Here is a 20,858-nt window from a genome sequence, read left to right as displayed (position 1 = left end):
GTTTCTGTGGTCGCTCATCCGGGATGGCCGGCGCAGGATCCCACTTATAACAATCGGAAGCCATGTATGAATGCTCTCACCCTGGGCGGCCACGCCCTTCGCCACGACTGGACCCTGTCCGAGGTTCAGGCCCTGTTTGCCCTGCCATTCAACGATCTGCTGTTCCAGGCCCAGACGGTACACCGCGCCCATTTCGATCCCAACGAGGTGCAGGTGAGCACCCTGCTCTCCATCAAGACAGGCGCCTGCCCGGAGGATTGCAAGTATTGCCCCCAGAGCGCCCGCTATCACACCGGGCTCGAGACAGAGCGGCTGATGGAGGTGGAGAAGGTACTGGAACGGGCCCGCGAGGCCAGGGCCAACGGTTCGTCCCGCTTCTGCATGGGGGCCGCCTGGCGCAACCCCAAGGAGCGGGACATGCCCTATATCCTGCGGATGATCGAGGAGGTGCGCGGGCTGGGCATGGAGACCTGCATGACCCTAGGGATGCTCACCGCCGATCAGGCGGCGCGGCTGGGGGCAGCAGGCCTTGACTACTACAACCACAACCTCGACACCTCGCCGGAGTTCTACGGCGAGATCATCTCCACCCGCACCTATCAGGACAGACTGGATACCCTGGAGCATGTGCGCGGCGCCGGCATGAAGGTCTGCTCCGGCGGCATCGTCGGCATGGGCGAGCAGGCCAAGGATAGGGCGGGCCTCTTGATGGCGCTGGCCAACCTGCCGCGCCACCCGGAGAGTGTGCCCATCAACATGCTGGTCAAGGTGAAGGGGACGCCGCTGGAGAACGAAGAGAACCTCGACTCGTTCGAATTTATCCGCACCATAGCCGTGGCGCGCATCATGATGCCCGCCTCCCACGTGCGCCTCTCCGCCGGGCGGGAGAAGATGAACGAGCAGATGCAGGCCATGTGCTTTATGGCGGGGGCAAATTCGATTTTTTATGGTTGCAAGCTGCTGACCACCCCCAATCCGGACGAGAACAGCGACATGCAGCTGTTCAAGCGGCTCGGCATTCGCCCCGCCCAGCGTGCCCAGAAGCCGGATCAGGTACAAGAAGAGGAGCTGCTGGCCGAGGTGAGCCGCCAGAGCGAGCCGGATGAGATGTTTTACGATGCCACCCGTCCCCGTGCAGGCGTAGCGCGTCCATGAAGAGCCCTGTGGTAACGGGTCCCTTTGGGTTGGGTGAGGCGCTGGCCGGGCGCGAGCAGGCCACCTTGCTGCGCCGCCGCACCGCCACAGATGGCCGCACGGGAGCCAGGCTGGTGGTCGATGGGCGCGACTACCTCAACTTCTCCGCCAACGACTATCTGGGGCTGGCGGATCACCCCGCCATCAAGTCCGCCTTCAAGGAGGGGATTGACCGCTATGGAACGGGCTCCGGCGCCTCGCCGCTGGTGACCGGTTACAGCCGCGCCCACCAACAGTTGGAAGAGACGCTTGCCGACTGGTTGGGGGTGGAGGCTGTGCTGCTGTTCAACTGCGGTTTCTCCGCCAATCAGGCTGTGCTCAAAGCCCTGCTCGGCAAGGATCATCTGCTGTGGCAGGACAAACTCAACCACGCCTCCCTGCAGGAGATGGGCAGCCAGCTGCCCTGCAAGATGAAGCGTTTCGGCCACAACGATATGGCCGCTCTCGGGCGTCAACTCGAACCAAATCGGGGCTTGATCGTCTCGGAAGGGGTGTTCAGCATGGACGGGGATCAGTCCCCTTGGGCTGAACTTGCGGCATTGGCCGCCCGGAGCGGCAACTGGCTGATGATCGACGATGCCCACGGCCTCGGCGTACTGGGGCCACAAGGGCGCGGCACCCTGGCGGCGCAGGGCGTTGACCCGGCTTGCGTCCACATCCAGATGGGCACCTTTGGCAAGGCGCTCGGGGTGGCCGGGGCCTTCGTCGGCGGCAGCCGCGAGCTGGTGGACTATCTGGTCAACTTCGCCCGTCACTACGTCTACAGCACCCATATGCCCGCCGCCCAGGCTTGCGCCGTGAGCAAAAGCATCGAACTGGTGCGCGGCGCCGACGACGCCCGAGTCCGCTTGCAGCAGCTGATAGCCCGCTTTCGGCAGGGTGCCGCCGCCCTTGGCTGGCAGCTTGGGGCGAGCGACACCCCCATACAGCCGCTGCTGGTGGGAGAGAGCGCGGCTGCCTTGCAACTGGCCGAACGACTGCGCGCAGTCGGGCTCTGGGTCACCGCCATTCGCCCGCCCACTGTGCCGGCGGGCACGGCGCGGCTGCGCATCACCCTGAGCGCGGCCCACAGTGAACAGGATGTGGATCGCCTGCTCTATGCCCTCGGCCCTTGCACCCCGTCGGCCAGCGGGGATCAGGATGCCGCAGACCCGAGAGGTGCTCGCCATGCATGAGCGTTTCCAGTCGGTCGACAAGGCCCAGCTCGCCCGCCGCTTCGGGGCGGCCGCCCGCCACTACGACGCCCACGCCCGCTTCCAGCAGGAGGTGGGGCTGGCGCTGCTCGAGCGGATGCCGGACAGGCAGGTTGGTCTTGCGCTGACGGTGAGCGGGCTGGATCTGGGCTGCGGCACAGGTTTCTTCCTGCCGCACCTGGCGGGCCGTTGTCACCGGCTGCACGGGCTGGATCTCGCCCCCGGCATGCTGGCGCAGGCTGCCCTGCGCGGCAGCGGCGCTCAACTGGTGTGCGGCGATGCGGAGCAGTTGCCCTTTGCCGATCAGAGTCTGGACTGGGTCTTCTCCAGCCTGGCCTTGCAGTGGTGTGAGCGGCCGGCGCAGGCCTTTGCCGAACTGCATCGGGTGCTCAAACCCGGCGGCCGGCTGTTGTTCTCGACCCTGCTCTCGGATTCGCTCTGGCAATTGCGTGAGGCCTGGCGCACGGTTGATGACAGTCCCCATGTCAATCGCTTCCTCAGCCTGCCACAATTGCAGGATGCCATGGCCGCAGGGGGCTTCACCGCCCCTCGCCTCGAGAGCCTGACCTGGTCGCTCGCCTATCCCGAACTGAGTGGTCTGCTGCGCGATCTCAAGGGGATAGGGGCCAGCCAGATCAATGACGAGCGTCAGCCCGGCCTCAGCAGCCGGCAGCGCTTGCAGCGCCTGAGCCTGGCCTATGAAGCCCATCGCCAGCCGGACGGCAGGCTGACCGCCAGTTACCAGGTCTGTCTGGGGCAAGCGAGCCGCCGATAAACCGGTCCGAGTTTGAGCTGGCGGTGGATCTGCCGCTCGACCTGACAGAGTTGATACGCAGGTGCTCTGTCCCCATATGCGGATAGGCACCTGATTTGCGTTGAGGAGTCATCATGGTTAAATCCTTCTTTATCACGGGCACGGACACAGATGTGGGCAAGACACTGGTCGCCCGCACCCTGTTGCTGGAATTTGCCGCCCACGGCATCCAGTGCGCCGGTTACAAGCCTGTCTCAGCCGGTTGTGCCCGCACCCCGGATGGGCTGCGCAACCTGGACGCCGTGCTGTTGCAGGAGGCAGCGAGCCTGCCTCTGCCCTACGATCTGGTCAATCCGTTCGCCTTTGAACCGCCCATCGCGCCCCATATCGCCGCCAGCGAGGCCCGTGAGGCCATCACGCTGACGGGCTTGTCCGATGGCTTGCGCCAGATAGAGCAGGCGGGGGCCGAGCTGGTGGTGGTGGAGGGAGCCGGGGGCTGGTTTTTGCCGCTGGATCGCAAGCACCTGTTGTCGGACTGGGTCAAGCAGGAGAACATGCCGGTGATCATGGTGGTGGGGGCCAAGCTGGGTTGCCTCAACCATGCGCTGCTCACCTTCGCCGCCATTCGCAATGACAACCTGCCGGTGGCGGGCTGGGTCATCAATCGGCTGCACGGCTCCATGAGTCACTACCAGGAGAACCTGGACACCTTGCGGGGCTTGCTGCCCGCCCCGTTTTTGGGTGAAATACCCTTTGTAAACAATCCGCTCGAGGCCGATCTGCGCGGGCGTCTCGACATTTCGCCCCTGCTCTGAGGCCGACATTCAGCGAACATTCATCGAATCTATCTATTATGTGGGCAGGTGTGGTCCCGACCGGCAGTGACGCTGTGTGGGGCCACGCATCCATATCTCACAAGGAGTCAATATGAAGCGAATTATGCTATTCCTGGTGACCAACCTGGCCGTCATGCTGGTGCTGGGGGTGGTACTCAATATCCTGTTCTCGGTTCTGGGGATCAACAAGTCCAGCATTTCCGGTCTGTTGGTGTTCTGTGCCGTGTTCGGTTTTGGGGGTTCCTTTATCTCCTTGCTGATGTCCAAGTGGATGGCCAAGCGCAGCTATGGCGTCCAGGTCATCGAGCAACCCCGCAACGAGACCGAGCACTGGCTGGTCAGTACCGTGGCCCGTCAGGCCCGTGAAGCGGGCATCAAGATGCCGGAAGTGGGGATCTACGACTCCCCCGAGATGAATGCGTTCGCCACAGGTGCCCGCCGCGACGATTCGCTGGTCGCCGTCTCCTCCGGCCTGCTCTACAGCATGAGCCGGGATGAGGCGGAAGCCGTGCTGGCCCACGAGGTGAGCCACGTGGCCAACGGCGACATGGTGACCCTGACCCTGATCCAGGGGGTGGTGAACACCTTCGTGATGTTCTTCGCCCGTATCGTGGCCGGCGTCATCAGCAACTTCTTCAGCTCCAACAACAGCGAAGAGAGCAGCAGCTCCGGTGGCTTTGCCTACATGATCACCGTGTTCGTGCTGGAGATGCTGTTCGGCGTGCTGGCCTCCATGATCGTCATGTGGTTCAGCCGTCAGCGTGAGTTTCGCGCCGACGCCGGCGCCGCCAAGCTGGCCGGCCGCGACAAGATGATTGCCGCGCTGCAGCGCCTCTCCCGCGGTGCCGAGCCGCAGATGGAAGGTGCCATGATGGCCTTTGGCATCAACGGCAAGCGCTCCGTGAGCGAGCTGTTCATGAGCCACCCGCCCATCGAGCAGCGCATCGCCGCCCTGCGCGGTTGAGTGTGATGCCAGGGTGACACACCCGCATAAAAAACGGCTGCCTTTGGGCAGCCGTTTTGCTTTGTGCCATCGGATCACAGCTTGAAGTGGCCCATCTCCTGGCGCAGCAGCCGTGACAGCTGCTTGAGCTTGGCCGCCTCCTGGGAGACGTGACGGGCCGCGTCCCCCGACTGCTCTGAGAGGGAGGTGATGTTGCCGACGGTGGAGACCACCTCGTTGGCGGCGGTGGACTGCTCGCGCAGGGTGTGGCTTATCTCCCCCATCAGGCCGGTCAGGTTGGAGGCATGGCTCTTGATGCTGGCGATGGCCTCGCCCGTCTGGTTGGCCAGGCTCACCCCGCGGGAGACGTTGTTGACCGTGTTCTCCATGCTGCGGATGGAGGCATCCGCCCCGCTCTGGATCTTGCTGATCATGCCGGTGATCTGCTGGGTCGAGGCGGCCGAACGGCTGGCGAGATTGCGCACCTCGTCGGCCACCACGGCGAAGCCTCGCCCCTGCTCACCGGCCCGCGCCGCCTCTATGGCCGCGTTGAGGGCCAGCAGGTTGGTCTGATCGGCGATGCCGCGGATCACCTCTATGATGTCCGAGATCTGCTGGGTGTGGCTGTTGAGCTCGGAGAGGCTGCTGGCCGCGTTGGATACGGTGTCCGAGATGCTCTGTATGCTGTCCAGGGTCTGCTTGATGACGCCGGATCCCTCTTCCAGGGTATTGGCGGAAACCTTGCTCAACTCATCGGCATGGGTGGCGTTGTCGGAGAGGTGGCTGATGCTCACCACCAGCTCCTCGATGGCCGCCGCCATGGTCTGGGTGCTGGTTTGCTGGGAGGTGGCAAACTGGGCGGTCTGCTCCGCTATCTGGGCTATGCTGTCGGCCGATCCCGACAGCTCCTCGGTGGAGTGGGAGACCTGGGCAATGATCCCCTTGAGGGTGGACTGCATGGTGGCCAGCAGGCCGATCAGGCTCTCCTTGGCGCCGCTCGGCACATGGATCTGGCGCGAGAAATCCCCCTGCGCCAGGCTGCCGAGATCGCTCCTGAGCTGGCTGACCGAGGTGCCGACCAGATCGAGCAGGGCCTTGTAGGTGCGCCACAGGAAGAACATCAACACCAGACCCAGGGCGATGAAGAGGTAACGCAGCATGGAGGACTGGCTGGTGGCATCGTCCACCGCCTGCTGGGTGCGGTTCTCCATCATGACGTAGAAGTCATCTATGGGGGACATGATGCGTCCCTTGTTCTGGTGATAGGCCTTGTCATGCATCATGGCGATGGCTTTTTGCTGGTTGGCTGCCTGATCACCGTCCGTCTGCTGCACCAGCTTGAAGGCCGCCACCTCTGTGTTGACCAGGGCATCCGAGTTGTTCTTGGCCTCGTTGAGTTTGGCCAGCTCCCCGTCGGTGAAGCCGGCGTCCTTCATCAGATCGATGAGGCCGCGGCGAAGATTGCCGTCGGGCCTCGGGTTCTGGCCGTTGGCGGCGACGAAGTCCCAATAGATGCGGTTGTAGCCCTGTGGCCGGTTCTGTTCGCCGTTGCGAATGGCCAGGATCCGCATGTACTGCTGTTCGTAGGCGGGATCCTTGGTGATCACATAGGTGCGACCGAGCCGGGTCAGATCGTCGGAGGATTGCCGCAGCTCATCGGCCAGCAGATAGGATTGGTAGCGTTGCTGATAACTCTGTTCGAGTCGCGTCCCTGACCAGCTGTAGGCAAAAAACACCAGCGACAGCAGGATCAGGGTGACAACGGAGAGCAGGAGGTTGAACTGAAAGGTGGGTCTGTTCTGTTCCATGGTTTGAGCGTCCTTATTCTCACCAGAGCAACCCCCTTTGTCACACGGCGAAGGCCGGTACTTCTGTGGGGTTTTATTGTTGTTGCTGTGAGTATAGGAGCCGGGCTCGGCAAGTTTGGCGGGCAGCGCCGAGAAAAGGGGGAGGGGCTTGAGGGGGAGGGCCGGGATGCATGGACGACGCCATGCTCCCGGCCCCTTGGATTATCGCGGCCCGATCACCAGATCGGTCAGTGGCACGGCGCAGCAGGTGAGGATCTTGCCCTCGGCGCGCTCGGCGGCCGTGATGGCCGGGGCATCCGGGTGATCCACCTCGCCCGAGACCAGGGTCTGCTTGCAACTGCCGCAGATGCCGGCGCGGCAGCTCCAGGGCAGCTCCACGCCCTGCTTGTGGGCCTGATCCAGCACGGTTCCCTGATTGTTGCCGGCAAAGGCCTGTTCACCTATGCGCAGCCGTATCGCCTTGTGGGGGCGCGCCACCGAGAGGATGGCGCCGCCGAAGCTCTCCTGCCGGATCTGGCTGGCGGGCACGCCAAGGGCAGTCAGTCTGGCCGCCGCATCGGCCATAAAGCCGTGAGGACCGCACAGGAACACCTCCCGCTGGTGCAGCCCCTTGATCTGGGCCAGATGGGTATCGCAGAGGCGCCCTTTCAGCCCCTGCCAGTGGCCATCGGGCTGGCTCAGGATCAGGGTGAGCGCCATCCCCTGCTGCGCCATGGCGTACAGCTCGGCGGCGGCCGGGATGTCGGCCTCGCTGCGACACAGGTGCATGAAGTGAACGTCGCCAAGCTCCCCGCGCAGGCCTAAGGTGCGGGCGATGGCGAGCATGGGGGTGACACCTGAGCCGGCCGAGAGCAGCAACAACGAGCGCTCTGTGCCGAGATGAAACTCGCCAGCCGGTGCGGATGCCAGCAGGGTATCGCCCACCTTCAACTGCTGGTGCAGCCAGGGAGAGATGCGCCCCTCACCGAGGCGCTTGACGCTGATGCTGTAGCGATCCGGCAGATCCGGGCTTGAGCTCAGGGTATAGCGCCGCTGCAGCCGCTCGCCCTTGAGGCCGAGGCTGATGGGCAGGTGCTGGCCCGGCAGGTAGTCAGGCAGCGGCTCGCCATCGGCCGCTTCGAACCAGAAGGTTTCCAGATCCCGTGCCAGCGGCTCGCGGGCCACGCACACCAGCGCCCGCTTCCTGGGCGCCGCGTTGGGGTAGACCCGGGGACGGGTCGTCTCCAGCACTTCTATCTCGCTGCCCGCCTCAATCCAGCCCTCGTTGAGGGCCACCAGATTCTGGCCGAAATAGACATCCCCATCCTCGCCCCGGCGATAGCGGGTGAGGGTGGCGAGCGGTTCCTTGAGGGCATTGAAGCGATCCGTGCCCGCTTCCACCGTGGTCATGATGCAGCGGCTGCAGGGCTTGTCGACCCGAAACTCCACCTCGCCGATGCGGATGCGCACCCAGCTGTCCTCCTCGAACGGACGGGTGCCGCTTGCCACCAGGTTGGTGCGAAACTGGCTCATCTGGTGCAGGGCATCGGAGCGCAGGTTGAGATCATCGAGCGAACTCTGGCTGATCAGCAGCAGTGGATAACCGTCGGCAAAGCTGACCCGGGTGCCTGTCTTCTCCCGAAAGCGGTCTGATGTTTCGCCAAGCCAGAGCAGTTGCACCGGCTCCCTCGTCACCTGGCTCAGCCAGTGATCGGCCCGGGGCTGGGTCTGCAGGGCGGTGAAGCTGTCGCCCCAGACCCCTGTGGTCTTGGGCGTGCGGGAAAAATCCTGCTCTCGCAGTGTGAGTGGCTCAAGACCCGGATAGCGCAACTGCAGGCCGCCTTCCATGGGGGTGGCCACTACCTGTTGCAACTGGGGATGGGTGCGGGCCGTGATGAAGCTGCCGTCCGGCTTGACCACCATGTAGCGGCGATCCCCCAGCAGGCCCTCTTCGGTCACCCGGGCACGGGCCAGTGGCATGCCTGCCGTCGATTTGATGGGGTAGAGATGAATGCTGTCGAGTGTTGGCATGTCCGAGTCCTTGTGCAGTGGCCTGTGCAGATGAAGAGGAGGCAAGATAACGGTTCCCGCCCCGTGCAGCAATCCTTGCATGGTCGCCGCCCTGTGCCGTCCTTACCTGGCAATCCGGCGCCGACGGTACTGTGTCCGCCCTCGGTCGGATAAGCCGGTCAACGCCATCCCGTGTGCAATTGGGCAAGATGTTACAGGGGTCACGTTCCGCGCTCCAGACCCCATAAAGTGCAACATTTTTTGATCCTGATCCGCCATTCAGTACAAAAATCAGTCCACTATCGAGACAGCTTCCAGTTTCTAACGCTTTCGCTTCTTCCCTCTCCGGCCACCGTCCGCTCAGGCTAAACGGTATCAAGTGCCATCGGAGGGGGCCTGTCACACAAAAAGAAGAAAGCAATGTATGAGCAAACAACTGGATATGACCCCACAGCCGGATCTCTCCCAGAAAACGGGAACAGGCCCGGTCCGTACTCGGCTACCCGTTTGGCGGCCGGCCCTGCCACCTTGCAACCACGCCTGCCCGGCCGGCGAGAACATCCAGGCCTGGCTTGCCCTGGCCGAAGCGGGCCGCTTTGAAGCGGCCTGGCAGACACTGATCGAAGAGAATCCCCTGCCTGCCGTCCATGGCCGTGTCTGCTATCACCCCTGCGAGAGCGCCTGCAACCGCGCCCAGGTGGATGACGCCGTCTCCATTCACGCCATCGAACGCTTCCTCGGCGACGAGGCGCTGGCCAAAGGCTGGCAGCCTGCGCCACCGGCGCCCGCCAGTGGCAAGAAGGTGCTGATCGTCGGCGCCGGCCCGTCCGGTTTGTCCTGTGCCTGGCACCTCAACCGGCTCGGCCATCAGGTGGAGATCCGCGAAGCGGGGCCGCTGGCCGGCGGCATGCTGCGCTTTGGCATTCCTGCTTACCGCTTGCCCCGCGACGTGCTGGACAGGGAGGTGGCCCGCATCCTGGCCGCAGGCGTCACCCTCACCCTCAATCACAAGGTGGAGGACGTGCTCAAGGCGCGTGACGAGGGGGGCTTTGATGCCGTCTTCATGGCCATAGGCGCCCATCTGGCCAAGCGGGTCGATATTCCGGCCCGGGAGGCGGGCAAGATCCTCGATGCGGTGAGCTTCCTCGAGCAGGCGAGCCTGGCCGAGGAGCAAGGTCTGCCGCCCCCCAAACTGGGACGACGGGTGGCTATCTACGGCGGCGGCAACACCGCCATGGACGCGGCCCGCACCGCCCGTCGCCTCGGGGTGGAGGAGGCGATGATCATCTACCGGCGCGATCGGGATCATATGCCCGCCCACGCCTTCGAGGCCCTTGAGGCCGAGGAGGAGGGGATCAAGATCAACTGGCTGCGCAGCATTCGCCAGCTCGACAACACCAGTATCGAGGTGGAGGTGATGGCGCTGGATGAGCAGGGCAAACCTGTGCCCACCGGCAAGTTTGAAACACTCGAAGCAGACTCCCTCATTCTGGCGCTGGGTCAGGAGGTGGACTTGAGCGTGCTGGAGAGCATTCCCGGCGTGCGGGTCAGCCAGGAGGGGGTGGTGCAGGTGGCGGACAATCTCATGACAGATGTGCCGGGCCTCTTTGCCGGCGGCGACATGGTGCCCTCGGAGCGCACAGTCACCATAGCCACCGGCCATGGCAAGAAGGCGGCGCGCCACATGGATGCCTGGCTGCGCGGTCGCCACTACCACAAACCGCTTTCCTATCCATTAGTGGGGCCTGAGCAGCTGCAGCTCTGGTTCCAGACCCATGCGCCCGCCAGCAGTCAGCCGGTCAAACCGGCGTGGGCGCGGGACGACTTTGGCGAGATCATAGGTGGGCTGGACGAGACGGCGGCCCGCTACGAGGCGGCGCGCTGCTACTCCTGCGGCAACTGCTTCGAGTGCGACGGCTGCTACGGCAGCTGCCCCGAGCAGGCCATCGAGAAGCTGGGGCCGGGCCACGGCTATCGGGTGGATGCGGATCGTTGCACCGGCTGCGGTGCCTGTCACGATCAATGCCCCTGCCACGCCATCGAGTTGCGCCAACCGGAGGAGTCCCAATGAAACATGAACTGATCATGGTCGATGGCAACGAAGCCGCGGCCCGGGTGGCGTATCAGCTGAGCGAAGTGTGCGCCATCTATCCCATCACCCCCTCCTCGACCATGGCCGAGCTGGCTGACGCCTGGGCGGACGAGGGGCAGACCAACCTCTGGGGCAACATCCCCACAGTCGTGGAGATGCAGAGCGAAGGAGGGGCGGCCGGGACTGTGCACGGCGCCCTGCAGGCGGGGGCGCTCGCCACCACCTTCACTGCCAGTCAGGGGCTGATGCTGATGCTGCCCAACATGTACAAGATCGCCGGGGAATTGACCGCGGCTGTGTTCCATGTGGCGGCCCGATCGCTCGCGGCCCAGGGGCTCTCGATCTTTGGCGACCATCAGGACGTGATGGCGGCGCGCAGTACCGGCTTTGCCATGCTCGCCTCCGGCTCTGTGCAGGAGGCGCAGGACTTGGCCTTGGTTGCCCACAGCGTCACCCTGCAGTGCCGGGTGCCCTTCATCCACTTCTTCGACGGTTTTCGCACCTCCCACGAGGTGAACAAGATCACGGCCCTGCATAGGGACGAGATCCGCGCCCTCATCGACAACGACTGGGTGCGGGCCCACCGCGCCCGGGCGCTCAACCCGGATCACCCCGTGATGCGCGGCACGGCCCAGAACCCCGACACCTATTTCCAGTCCCGCGAGAGCGTCAACCCCTTCTACGAGGCGGTGCCGGCGCGGGTGCAGCAGTGCATGGACAAGCTGGGATCCCTCACCGGTCGCCACTACCGGCTGGTGGAGTACCACGGCGCCAGCGACGCGACCGACGTCATCTTGCTGATGGGGTCGGGAGCGGCCACCGCCCGCACCACGGTCGACTGGCTCAACCGGCAGGATCGCAAGACAGGGGTGCTGGTGGTGCGCCTCTATCGCCCCTTCCCGGTGCAGGCGCTGCTCGATGCCCTGCCCGCCAGCGTGCGCCGGCTGGCTGTGCTGGATCGCACCAAGGAGCCGGGGGCCGGCGGCGAGCCGCTGCTGCTGGACGTGCAGAGCGCCCTCATCGACGGCTTGCAGCGGGGCCTTCTCAAGCGGCTGCCCTGGCTCAGTGGCGGTCGCTATGGCCTCTCCTCCAAGGAGTTCACCCCCGCCATGTGCGCCGCCGTGTTCGAGGAGCTGGCATCCGATGCGCCGCGCCCGCGCTTTACCGTGGGGATCGTCGATGATGTGTCTGGCCTGAGTCTGGCCTGGCATCCCATCGGCGATCTGGAGCCTCCTAGCCGGGTGCGGGCGCTCTTCTTCGGCCTGGGCGCCGACGGCACTGTCGGCGCCAACAAGAACAGCATCAAGATCATCGGCGAGCTGGAGGGCTTCCACGCCCAGGGCTACTTCGTCTACGACTCCAAGAAGTCGGGCTCGCGCACCGTCTCCCACCTGCGCTTTGGCCCCGAGCCCATAGACGCGCCCTGGCTCATCGAGCAGGCGAGCTTCATCGGCTGCCACCAGTGGAGCTTTGTCGAGTCGGTGGACTTGCTGGAGCACGCCGCCGAGGGGGCCATACTGCTGCTCAACGCCCCCTGTGAGGCAAGCCAAGTCTGGGCCCGCCTGCCCGAGCGGCTGCGGGCCCGCATCCGCGCCCTCAACATCCAGCTCTACTGCATCGACGGGGATCGGGTGGCCGAGCAAAACGGCATGGGCAATCGCATCAACACCATAATGCAGACCTGCTTCTTCGCGCTGGCCGGAGTCTTGCCGCGGGACGAGGCCATTGCGCTGATCAAGGAGAGCATAGAGAAGAGCTATGCCCGCAAGGGGCCAGAGGTGGTGGCGCGCAACTTCGCGGCGGTGGACGATACCCTGGCTCACCTCTGCAAGGTAGCGATCCCGGCCGGTGATGAGCCGATCAGCGACTATCCGCTGCCACTGGCCCCCGGCGGCAGCGAGTTTGTCCAGCGGGTGACCGGCGAGATGCTGGCGGGGCGCGGCGATCTCATCCCCGTCTCCATGTTGCCGGTGGATGGCACTTACCCCACAGCCACCAGCCGCTTCGAGAAGCGGGATATCGCCCGCGAGATCCCGATTTGGCATTCGGATATCTGCATCCAGTGCGGCAACTGCGTCTTCGTCTGCCCCCATGCTGCGCTGCGGGCCAAGTTTTATCACCAGGACTGGCTGGCCACCGCCCCCGAGGCGGCCCAGTCGGTGCCCGTCACCGCCAGGGGCTTCCCCGACAGCCGCTACACCTTGCAGCTCTATCCGGAGGATTGCACCGGCTGCGGCCAGTGCGTGCAGGCCTGTCCGGTGCGGGTCGGGGCCGATGCAAGCCATCAAGGCGAGCGTGTTGAAGGAGAGAGCCATGAAGGCGCGCGTGCCATCACCATGATGGACAAGGCGCCGCACCTGGCGGGCCAGAAACAGGCGCTGCGCTGGTTCGAGAGCCTGCCCTGGCCTGCCCGCGAGCGGGTGGACTTCTCCACGGTGCGCGGAGCCCAGTTCCTCGAACCCCTGTTCGAGTTTTCCGGCGCCTGCGCCGGTTGTGGCGAGACCCCTTACCTCAAGTTGCTGACCCAGCTGTTTGGCGATCGCATGCTGGTGGCCAACGCCACCGGTTGCTCCTCCATTTATGGCGGCAACCTGCCGACCACCCCCTGGGCCAAGAACGCGGAAGGGAAGGGGCCGGCTTGGTCCAACTCCCTGTTTGAGGACAACGCCGAGTTCGGCTTTGGCTTCCGTCTCACCGCCGATCAGCATCACGGTCAGGCGGTGGCCGCCCTCAAGGCGATGAAGGGGGAGCTGGGGGATGAGCTGGTCGATACCCTGATCAGCGCCCCGCAGCGGCTGGAGTCACAGATCCGCGCCCAGCGTGGCAGGGTGGCGCAGGTGCGCGAACGACTGGAGGAGGTGAACTCGGGACAAGCCCGCGAGCTGCTGTCCCTCATCGATCAACTGGTGCGTCGCTCGGTCTGGATCGTCGGCGGCGATGGTTGGGCCTATGACATAGGCTCGGCCGGGCTCGATCACGTGCTCGCCTCCGGGCGGGATGTGAACGTGCTGGTGATGGACACCGAGGTCTACTCCAACACCGGCGGCCAGATGTCGAAATCGACGCCGCTGGGGGCCGTCGCCAAGTTCGCGGCGGGAGGCAAGACGCTGGCCAAGAAGGATGTGGCATTGCAGGCCATCTCCTATGGCAATGTCTATGTCGCCCGCATCGCCTTTGGCGCCAATCCGCAGCAGACGTTGCAGGCCCTGCGGGAGGCGGAGGCCTATCCGGGCCCGTCCCTCATCATCGCCTACAGCCACTGCATCGCCCACGGCATCGACATGGAGCTGGGGCTGACCCAGCAGAAACGGGCGGTGGACTCGGGTCACTGGCCGCTGCTGCGCTACAACCCGGTATTGCGCAGCGCGGGGCAGAACCCCTTCAGCCTCGACAGCCTGCGCCCTTCGATTCCGCTCGCCGAGTACAGGGCAGAGGAGAACCGCTACCGGGTGCTGGCCCAGAGTCATCCTGAAGAAGCCGAGCGGCTGATGCAGGTGGCGCAAAAAGTGGCTTGGCAGAAGTGGGCCACCTACGAGGAGATGGCGACCCGGGAGGCCAGCGCCTTCCATCCTCCCGTTTGAGCCGGATCCTGAATGACGAAGCGGGCCTGTCGGCCCGCTTTTTTTATGGCTGGAGAGAGGCGTGGTTCAGGGGCTGGTGGCACGCAGCACCTTGAGGTGCAGGCTGCGCTCCTGATGGGCTTCTATCTCCTGCTCGGTGAAGCGCATGGGCTGCCACTGCTGGCGGGCAAACTGCTCGGTCTGATCGGTGAAGTGCGGGCTCTCGGGATCGTGGGACTGGCCATAGCTCAGGAAGCGCTCCGCTTTGGGTCCGGCGGCATCGAACTGCAGGGCCAGCACGAAGCTGGAGCCGTAGTTGGCGCGATAACGCAGCTCGGGCTGGCCGTCACCGTCGTCATCCAGGCTGCGCAGCGTGGTGTCCGCCACACTCTTGCCGGTCACTATGTTGGCGAGATCCGAGCTGCTGCGCGAAGGCAGATTGGTCTGCACCATGTTGAACAGCCCCTCGAACGAGTTGCCTCCCGGCAGCGCTATGGGGGTCAGCCCGGCTGCCTTTTGCACGAACTGCAGCGTGCCGAGTTCAGCATCCGGCGCGATACCGGCGGCCTGCAACCGCTGCTGAGCCCGGGCCAGCGCCAGCAGGGCGGGATCCTGATCCGGCGCGCCGCCCCAGGGAGCCAGTCCGCTCGGCGTGGTGGCACCCCGGGCCGGATCGAAGGGGATGGCAAACAGGGCATCCTTGATGTCTCTGTGGCCGCTGGTGCGAAACGCCGTCAGCCATTCGCGCATCAGGTGGGCGCCCCGGCTCTCCAGCTGATACTCGCCATCCCAGTTGGCGAGCGCATTGCAACTCGGGGTCAGGTCCAGCGGGCCGCTGGTCAGCTGGAGAAGCGGATGTGCCTGGCAGCGGGCCAGCAGGGGATCCCTGAGTTCGCGGGCAAACAGGGAGCCGTTGTGGGTCAGCACCCGTTGCAGTGCCGGCAGGGTGAAGCGGCGATCGGCCCCGGTCAGTCCCATGGTCTCTGGGGTGCTGATGAGCTGGGCGTTGTAGCGGGTGCGCGGGCTGCGCACCGTCTGCTCCGGTCCGTAGAGGATGGAGTAACCCTCCAGCGGCGCCGCCAGGTTGGTCAGCCAGTGGCTGCTGTTGGCGTTGTAGACGTAGTCGCTGCGGGTCTGGCGGGGGGCCTGGCTCAGGGGGATAAGGCCAGGGGCCCGGGTCTGGCCGCTGTCGACCCACTCGAAGTCGGGATCATTGCCCGGCAGCAGCACGCTGCCCTCGCCATCCAGCCAGACGGGGGCCAGCTGCGGGGTCTGGGAGGCCATTCGCCACCAGGCTTCGGCCTTGGCGCCGAGGCGGGGCACCTGAGTGGCATCCACATAGCTGGCCTGGCCCGCCTTGTCGATCATCAGGATATTGACCCAGGGCACCCCCTGATGCTCGGCCAGCGCGTCGAAGAAGGCCGGAGTACTCTGGGCCCTGGCCATGGCCAGCCACTGTTCCAGCATCTTGTAGTTGCCGGCGTTGGCATCGCGGAAGCTGATGGCGCTGCTGCTGGTCCAGCCCAGGGTGGGCGAGAGGGAGGCGAGATTGACCACGGGGCCGAAGTGGCTGGCATAGACGGTCTGGGCATAGGGTTGCAGGCTGCCATCGGCCTGACGCACTTGCAGCGTGACGGTTTTCTGGCTCATCTCCCGCCACTGGTCGCCGTAGCGGTAGCGCAGCGGGTTGGCGGGATCCAGGGTGAGCTGATAGAGGGTGAAGCGCTTGGACTGGGAGACGGTATGGGTCCAGCCCAGCTGTTCGTTGAAGCCGATCAGGATGGCGGGAAAACCCATCATGGTGGCGCCGGTCACGTTGAGTTTGCCCGGGATCTGCAGGTGCTGTTCGTAGAACCTGAGTTCGCCATCCCAGGGGAAGTGGGGGTTGCCGAGCAGCAAACTGTTGGCGTTGCTGCTGCGATCCGCCCCCAGTGCCCAGCCGTTGCTGCCGATCCCCTCGGCGGTGAGCAGCCACTCGGCTTCCGGGTCAGGCAGGGCGCGCGCCTGCGTCCCGCTGCCGGGAGGCTGGGCGCTCGCCATGGCGCCGATGAAGCTGCGGCCGCTGGCGAGCTGGGCGAGATCCAGGTGATAGGCCAGCAGCTGGGTCGGGGTGATGGGCTCGACCCACTCGGCCCCACGGCAGGGGGAGGGATAGTCCGCCGGGCCGGCTCGTCCCGCGAGTGAGTGGTTGAAGCCTGCCACATAGCCCTCGATGAGATCGCGGGCATCTGGCGCCAGCTTGCCATACAGAGCGGCGGCCTGGGCGGGCAGATCCAGCGAGCGATAGCCCACGTCGGAGAGCAGGTTGCGCTGCTGCTCTCCCGCCCCCAGCCAGCGGGATTTTTCCCCCCGCAGCTTCATGATCTGTTCGCTCAGGGTGCAGAGGTTCTCCTCGGCATGGGCGTAACCCGCCCCGAAGCCGAGGCTGGCGTAGTCATTCGCCTTGATGTGGGGCACCCCCTGCTCCGTGTAGGTGAGGGTGACGTCATAGTGGCGAGCGGGATCCGGCTCGCTGCTGTTCTCCTGGCAGCCGGCCAGAACGAGGCAGCCGAGCAGGGTAAGGGGAAAGGGAGATCGCATTTGAGTTCCTTCTGTTGTCCGTGCTTGTTATGGTTCTGTTGCTTTTTGCCCGCAGGAGAGGGTATTTAAGAGCAGGGCGAGCTGGCTGTCGCTCCGCTGGATGGAACCGGTCATAGTTCCAAAAACAGAATAAAAACAAGGATAAACAGGTCCGTCTCGATGGAGCCGTACCTGGGGGAGCAAGCATATGCAGTGGGAAGAAGTGGCGGCCTTGCTCAGTCTGAGCCTGGCGGGCATGTTGTTGCTGGCGGCGCTCGGCTGGCAGTGGCGGGGACGCTGGGACTCAGCCTCCGGTTATCTGCTGGCCCTGCTCGCCCTGAGCAGCGTGCAGGCGCTGGAGTATCTCTACCATCAGCAGCAGTTGTTCGAACGCTGGCCTCATCTGCTCAAACTGGCGGATCCCCTGGTGGTGATGCTGCCGTTCTGCCTCTATGGCTATATCCGGGCCCTGCAGGGGGAGCCTGTACTCGGCCGCTGGCGTGACCGCATGGTGCACAGTCTGCCGCTGTTGCTGGTGGCCGTGCTGGCGCTGCCTTACTGGTTGCTGCCTGGCGCCGAGAAGGTGCGCTGGATCCTGCTCGGCAAGCAGGGGGATGGGTTGTGGCCCGGCATCACCCTCTACGGCAATCGTTATCTGGCCATCATGGCCCTGCTGGGGCTGATCTACTGGTGGCGGCAGCAGCGGCTTGGGGTCGTCAGCCGCAAGCCGGCGCTGCGGGCCTGGGTGAGCCAGTTGCAGGGACTGCAACTGTTGGTGGCCTTGTTGCTGCTGGGGCGGATCGCCCTGAGCTGGCTCGGCTGGCCGCTCTCCACCGTCTATCTGCAGGCCCCCGTCACCGCCTATCTGCTGTTGCAGGTACTGGCCCATGCCCGCCTGCCGCAACAGGCGGCCTCGGCAGAGATCACGCAACCCGGCGGGAGTGAGGGTCAGGCCTGCATCATGAGCCCGGCACTGGACGCGAGCCAGCAGCCGCTGTTTGACGAGCTGGAGCGGCGGCTGAAGGAGGGGGCCTATCGGGATCCCGGGCTCTCCCTCGGCAAGCTGGCTGGCGAGTGCGGCCTGAGTACCCATCAGGCCTCCACCGCCATCAACGCCTGCTCGGGGGGCAACTTCTACGACTGGCTAAACCGTTATCGGGTGGAGGAGGCCAAACGGCTGCTGCAGGCGGGAGACGAGACGGTGGCCAGCATCTGCTACCGGGCCGGTTTCAACAGCAAGTCCACCTTCAACACCGCCTTTCGCCGCCATACGGGGCAGACCCCGAGCGAATTTCGCCGTCAGGGCCTGCCAGCGTTTCGGACGGCTTCCCCGTGACGAGACGATAAAAAGCCCGGCTTGAGCCGGGCTGGAGGGATAAGTTGCTTATCCGGGTATTCGTCGAGGCGTCTAGTGTGGATGTTGTTTGAGGATGTCGTATATCTCCTCTTTCAGTTTAAGTTTCTGTTTTTTCAGATCCTTCACCTCGGAGCTGTAGTCGCTGGCGTGATGCTTTTCCAACTTTCTAATCTCCGCATCCAGGTCGTTGTGCAAGTCAAACTTCTTCTGGAAATGGACATCACTGCTCTTCAGTTTCGAGATGAGATCTCTGTACTCTGGGAACATGTAATGAAGCCTCCTTGGTTTCGTTTGATTGTGCCTTCAAAACCAAAGTACCCCTTCCCCCCACAGATAAATGTGATCCCGATCGAATTCGGGACCAATGATTTGCTGCATCTGGGGGATGATTTTTAACTGCTTGAATCACAAGCTGATAAGCCATTTGTAAGTAAGAAACTGAGCTTCAAACTGGAATCGCGATCACAGTTGTGACGGTTTGATGACGGTGGCGGGCTGGCAAGCGGGCAGCAAAAAGGGGCCAGGGGCCCCTTCTTGAGAACAGGTGTGGCGTTTACTCTTTTTTCTTTTTCTTCTCGGGCAGCGGCTTGCCGTCTCTGGCAATCACCTTGCCCACTTCGAAGCCTATCTGCGCCGCCAGCTCTTCCAGATCCGGCGCCTTGGCCTCGTTGCCGATGGCGTACTGGTAGTTGGCTATGGTGATCTTCTCGGCCACCGGGGTCCCCGGGAGTATGGGTTCACGCCAGCCCTGGCCGACATGCGCCACCAGCGTGCCGTTCATGATGAGCTCGCCGACTATCTCCTGGGTGGGGATGCCCTTGCCGTAGGTGAGACCCTGCGGGTGCTTCTTGCCGACCAGCGGCTCCGTGCTGGCAGGCATCAACTTGGTGCGGATCAGCCACTTGGGATCCTGGGTCTTGCCGAGTGCTTTGCCGGTCTGGTATTCGTTGATCTTGATGGTCTTGATCATCTGGGCTGTAAAATCTTTGGTCAGCGCCTTCTGGGCCTCGCTTGTCTCGTCGATGGCGATGGGTGCCACATACCAGGTTTTGGCGGCTTGCGCCTTGGGAGCCGCGGGCGCGGTTTGCGCCATGGCCAGCGGGCTGAGCAGGATGGCAGCCAACAAGAGTCCGATTTTCTTCATTGTGATTCCGCTTATGTTTCAACAAGAATTTTGTTTTGCCAGCGACGACTGCGCCAGCGCCAGAACATGGCCAGACCGCGCACCCACTCATCGCAGGCGAGCGCCAACCAGATGCCGACCAGTCCATAGCCCTGCATGATACCAAGGAAATAGGCGAGCGGAACGGCAATCCCCCACATGGAGACGAGCGCCATGTAGAGCGGGAAACGGGCATCCCCGGTGGCACGCAGGGCGTTGATCACCACCAGGTTGAAGGTGCGGCCGGGTTCGAGGATGAGGCTGATGAGAAACAGCTGGGCCACCTGGGTGATGATGTCGGGATCGTCGGTGAACAAACTGATGATGGCGCGGCCATTGAGGGCGGCGGCGATGGCGATCAGGGTCGTGACGATGAGGCCGAGCTTGAGGCTCTTCATCAGCTGGTTGTAGGCCTGCTCGAAGCGGCGGGCCCCCGCCAGATGGCCGATGATGATCTCGTTGCCAAGACCGATGGAGAGGCCGAACAGCAGGATGAACAGGCAGATCTGGAAGAAATAGGACTGGGTCGCCAGCGCCTTGTCGCCGAGCAGGCCGACGAAGGCGGTGACCACCATGAACTGCAGCATCCAGGAGAGGTTCTCCCCCGCCGCCGGCAGGCCTATGTGCAGCACCTTGTCCAGCATGACCTTGCTGGGGCGGACTATCTCGGGCAAACGCAACTTGATACCTGTCTTGCGCGCCACCAGCCACACCAGCAACACAACGCCGACGATGCGACCCGCCACCGTGCTGATGGCGACCCCGGCCACTCCCAGCTGGGGCAGGCCGAACCAGCCGTAGAGCAGCAGCAGGTTGCCGACGAAGGTGATGAGGTTGACGGTCAGGGTCACGTACATGGCCTGACGGGTATGGCCGTGGGCACGCAGGGTGGCGGCCAGGCAGAGTGCCGCCGCCTCCGGCAGCAGGCACAGGCCGATGATCTGCAGATAAAGGGTGGCATCGCCCATCAGGTGGGCGGGCAGGTTCATCAGGGAGAGCATGGTGCTGGCGCCGGCGAGCACGCCGACCGCGGCCACCAGCCCCACCAGCAGGTTGAAGCCGATGGCGGTGTGGATGACGATGCGCGCCTTCTCCCGATCGCCGGCCCCCAGATACTGGGTGATCACCACGCTGGTGCCTATGCTGACGAAGCTGAACAAGGTGATGGCCAGATCGAACACCTGGTTGCCGACCGCCAGTGCCGCCACGCCCTGATAGGAGACGTGGCCCACCATGAAGGTGTTGAGGGCCCCGGTCAGAAAGTGCAGGGCGAGATCGATAAACAGCGGCCAGGTCAGGGAGAAGAGAGTGCCTGGGCCCGCCTGGGATTGAGTTTGCATGGGGTGTCCAAATACTGGGGATGGCCCTCGTCAGCGCCATCTGGACGGGCATTTAACACCAAGAGTCCGCA

At 64.3% G+C, this 20,858-nt stretch carries 14 protein-coding genes; 8 read left to right on the top strand and 6 right to left on the bottom strand.

The genetic code is table 11. The annotated features are described in order from the left end of the window. Window positions 1-66 precede the first annotated feature (66 nt). The 5 genes from bioB (at window position 67) to htpX (ending at window position 4,941) form a co-directional block, all read left to right on the top strand. The gene (gene bioB, locus AACQ95_RS08505; RefSeq protein WP_241278318.1) at window positions 67-1,155 is read left to right on the top strand and encodes a biotin synthase BioB; all 1,089 of its coding nucleotides are present in this window, start codon (window positions 67-69) and stop codon (window positions 1,153-1,155) included. Continuing rightward, complete coding sequence (gene bioF / locus AACQ95_RS08500) at window positions 1,152-2,369, top strand: 8-amino-7-oxononanoate synthase (protein ID WP_241278317.1); 1,218 nt, start codon at window positions 1,152-1,154, stop codon at window positions 2,367-2,369. The genes bioB and bioF overlap by 4 nt, the downstream gene beginning before the upstream one ends. Next, entirely contained in the window at window positions 2,362-3,162 is an 801-nt protein-coding gene (gene bioC, locus AACQ95_RS08495; protein ID WP_241278661.1) for a malonyl-ACP O-methyltransferase BioC, read from the top strand. Before bioF ends, bioC begins: the two co-directional genes overlap by 8 nt. A gap of 113 nt (window positions 3,163-3,275) precedes the next feature. Further along, the gene (gene bioD, locus AACQ95_RS08490) at window positions 3,276-3,956 is read left to right on the top strand and encodes a dethiobiotin synthase (RefSeq protein WP_241278316.1); all 681 of its coding nucleotides are present in this window, start codon (window positions 3,276-3,278) and stop codon (window positions 3,954-3,956) included. 112 nt (window positions 3,957-4,068) lie between these two features. Continuing rightward, a complete protein-coding gene (gene htpX / locus AACQ95_RS08485) occupies window positions 4,069-4,941 on the top strand; it encodes a protease HtpX (RefSeq protein WP_042651327.1) in 873 nt (290 codons plus the stop codon). A 74-nt stretch (window positions 4,942-5,015) separates the two neighbouring features. Here the strand turns inward: htpX and AACQ95_RS08480 are convergent, their stop codons facing one another. Next, complete coding sequence (locus tag AACQ95_RS08480) at window positions 5,016-6,728, bottom strand: methyl-accepting chemotaxis protein (RefSeq protein WP_043557636.1); 1,713 nt, start codon at window positions 6,726-6,728, stop codon at window positions 5,016-5,018. 201 nt (window positions 6,729-6,929) lie between these two features. Further along, window positions 6,930-8,738, bottom strand: coding sequence for an MOSC N-terminal beta barrel domain-containing protein (locus AACQ95_RS08475; protein ID WP_241278315.1), 1,809 nt, complete (start codon window positions 8,736-8,738; stop codon window positions 6,930-6,932). Between the two features lie 403 nt (window positions 8,739-9,141). Between AACQ95_RS08475 and AACQ95_RS08470 the strand changes: the two genes are divergently transcribed. Continuing rightward, complete coding sequence (locus tag AACQ95_RS08470; RefSeq protein ID WP_241278314.1) at window positions 9,142-10,788, top strand: NAD(P)-binding protein; 1,647 nt, start codon at window positions 9,142-9,144, stop codon at window positions 10,786-10,788. Next, window positions 10,785-14,390 carry a pyruvate:ferredoxin (flavodoxin) oxidoreductase gene (gene nifJ, locus AACQ95_RS08465; protein WP_241278313.1) on the top strand — a complete coding sequence of 1,202 codons (3,606 nt, stop codon included), beginning with the start codon at window positions 10,785-10,787 and terminating at the stop codon, window positions 14,388-14,390. The genes AACQ95_RS08470 and nifJ overlap by 4 nt, the downstream gene beginning before the upstream one ends. Window positions 14,391-14,456: 66 nt before the next feature. Here the strand turns inward: nifJ and AACQ95_RS08460 are convergent, their stop codons facing one another. Then, window positions 14,457-16,949 (bottom strand): penicillin acylase family protein, encoded by a 2,493-nt coding sequence (locus tag AACQ95_RS08460; RefSeq protein ID WP_241278312.1) that lies wholly within the window; start codon window positions 16,947-16,949, stop codon window positions 14,457-14,459. 187 nt (window positions 16,950-17,136) lie between these two features. Between AACQ95_RS08460 and AACQ95_RS08455 the strand changes: the two genes are divergently transcribed. Continuing rightward, complete coding sequence (locus AACQ95_RS08455; protein WP_098984522.1) at window positions 17,137-18,264, top strand: helix-turn-helix domain-containing protein; 1,128 nt, start codon at window positions 17,137-17,139, stop codon at window positions 18,262-18,264. Between the two features lie 72 nt (window positions 18,265-18,336). Here the strand turns inward: AACQ95_RS08455 and AACQ95_RS08450 are convergent, their stop codons facing one another. The 3 genes from AACQ95_RS08450 to AACQ95_RS08440 all read right to left on the bottom strand — a co-directional run bounded on the left by AACQ95_RS08450 (window position 18,337) and on the right by AACQ95_RS08440 (window position 20,787). After that, window positions 18,337-18,552, bottom strand: coding sequence for a YdcH family protein (locus tag AACQ95_RS08450; protein WP_005313020.1), 216 nt, complete (start codon window positions 18,550-18,552; stop codon window positions 18,337-18,339). Window positions 18,553-18,838: 286 nt separating this feature from the next. Then, window positions 18,839-19,429: a hypothetical protein gene (locus AACQ95_RS08445; RefSeq protein WP_043557254.1), complete on the bottom strand. Its 591-nt coding sequence runs from the start codon at window positions 19,427-19,429 to the stop codon at window positions 18,839-18,841. Window positions 19,430-19,440: 11 nt separating this feature from the next. Beyond that, complete coding sequence (locus tag AACQ95_RS08440) at window positions 19,441-20,787, bottom strand: MATE family efflux transporter (protein ID WP_241278311.1); 1,347 nt, start codon at window positions 20,785-20,787, stop codon at window positions 19,441-19,443. Window positions 20,788-20,858: the final 71 nt, after the last annotated feature.

The sequence above is a fragment of the Aeromonas sp. MR19 genome (assembly GCF_963899305.1).
GTDB classification, from domain to species: domain Bacteria; phylum Pseudomonadota; class Gammaproteobacteria; order Enterobacterales; family Aeromonadaceae; genus Aeromonas; species Aeromonas bestiarum.
The sequence above is the reverse complement of the archived record's forward strand: the minus strand, read 5'-3'. Positions and strand labels throughout refer to the sequence as shown.

Bases quoted from the DNA above. Each gene is read 5' to 3' on its own strand.
- bioB (WP_241278318.1), top strand. From the start codon at position 67: ATGAATGCTCTCACCCTGGGCGGCCACGCCCTTCGCCACGACTGGACC.
- bioF (WP_241278317.1), top strand. From the start codon at position 1,152: ATGAAGAGCCCTGTGGTAACGGGTCCCTTTGGGTTGGGTGAGGCGCTG.
- bioC (WP_241278661.1), top strand. From the start codon at position 2,362: ATGCATGAGCGTTTCCAGTCGGTCGACAAGGCCCAGCTCGCCCGCCGC.
- bioD (WP_241278316.1), top strand. From the start codon at position 3,276: ATGGTTAAATCCTTCTTTATCACGGGCACGGACACAGATGTGGGCAAG.
- htpX (WP_042651327.1), top strand. From the start codon at position 4,069: ATGAAGCGAATTATGCTATTCCTGGTGACCAACCTGGCCGTCATGCTG.
- AACQ95_RS08480 (WP_043557636.1), bottom strand. From the start codon at position 6,728: ATGGAACAGAACAGACCCACCTTTCAGTTCAACCTCCTGCTCTCCGTT.
- AACQ95_RS08475 (WP_241278315.1), bottom strand. From the start codon at position 8,738: ATGCCAACACTCGACAGCATTCATCTCTACCCCATCAAATCGACGGCA.
- AACQ95_RS08470 (WP_241278314.1), top strand. From the start codon at position 9,142: ATGAGCAAACAACTGGATATGACCCCACAGCCGGATCTCTCCCAGAAA.
- nifJ (WP_241278313.1), top strand. From the start codon at position 10,785: ATGAAACATGAACTGATCATGGTCGATGGCAACGAAGCCGCGGCCCGG.
- AACQ95_RS08460 (WP_241278312.1), bottom strand. From the start codon at position 16,949: ATGCGATCTCCCTTTCCCCTTACCCTGCTCGGCTGCCTCGTTCTGGCC.
- AACQ95_RS08455 (WP_098984522.1), top strand. From the start codon at position 17,137: ATGCAGTGGGAAGAAGTGGCGGCCTTGCTCAGTCTGAGCCTGGCGGGC.
- AACQ95_RS08450 (WP_005313020.1), bottom strand. From the start codon at position 18,552: ATGTTCCCAGAGTACAGAGATCTCATCTCGAAACTGAAGAGCAGTGAT.
- AACQ95_RS08445 (WP_043557254.1), bottom strand. From the start codon at position 19,429: ATGAAGAAAATCGGACTCTTGTTGGCTGCCATCCTGCTCAGCCCGCTG.
- AACQ95_RS08440 (WP_241278311.1), bottom strand. From the start codon at position 20,787: ATGCAAACTCAATCCCAGGCGGGCCCAGGCACTCTCTTCTCCCTGACC.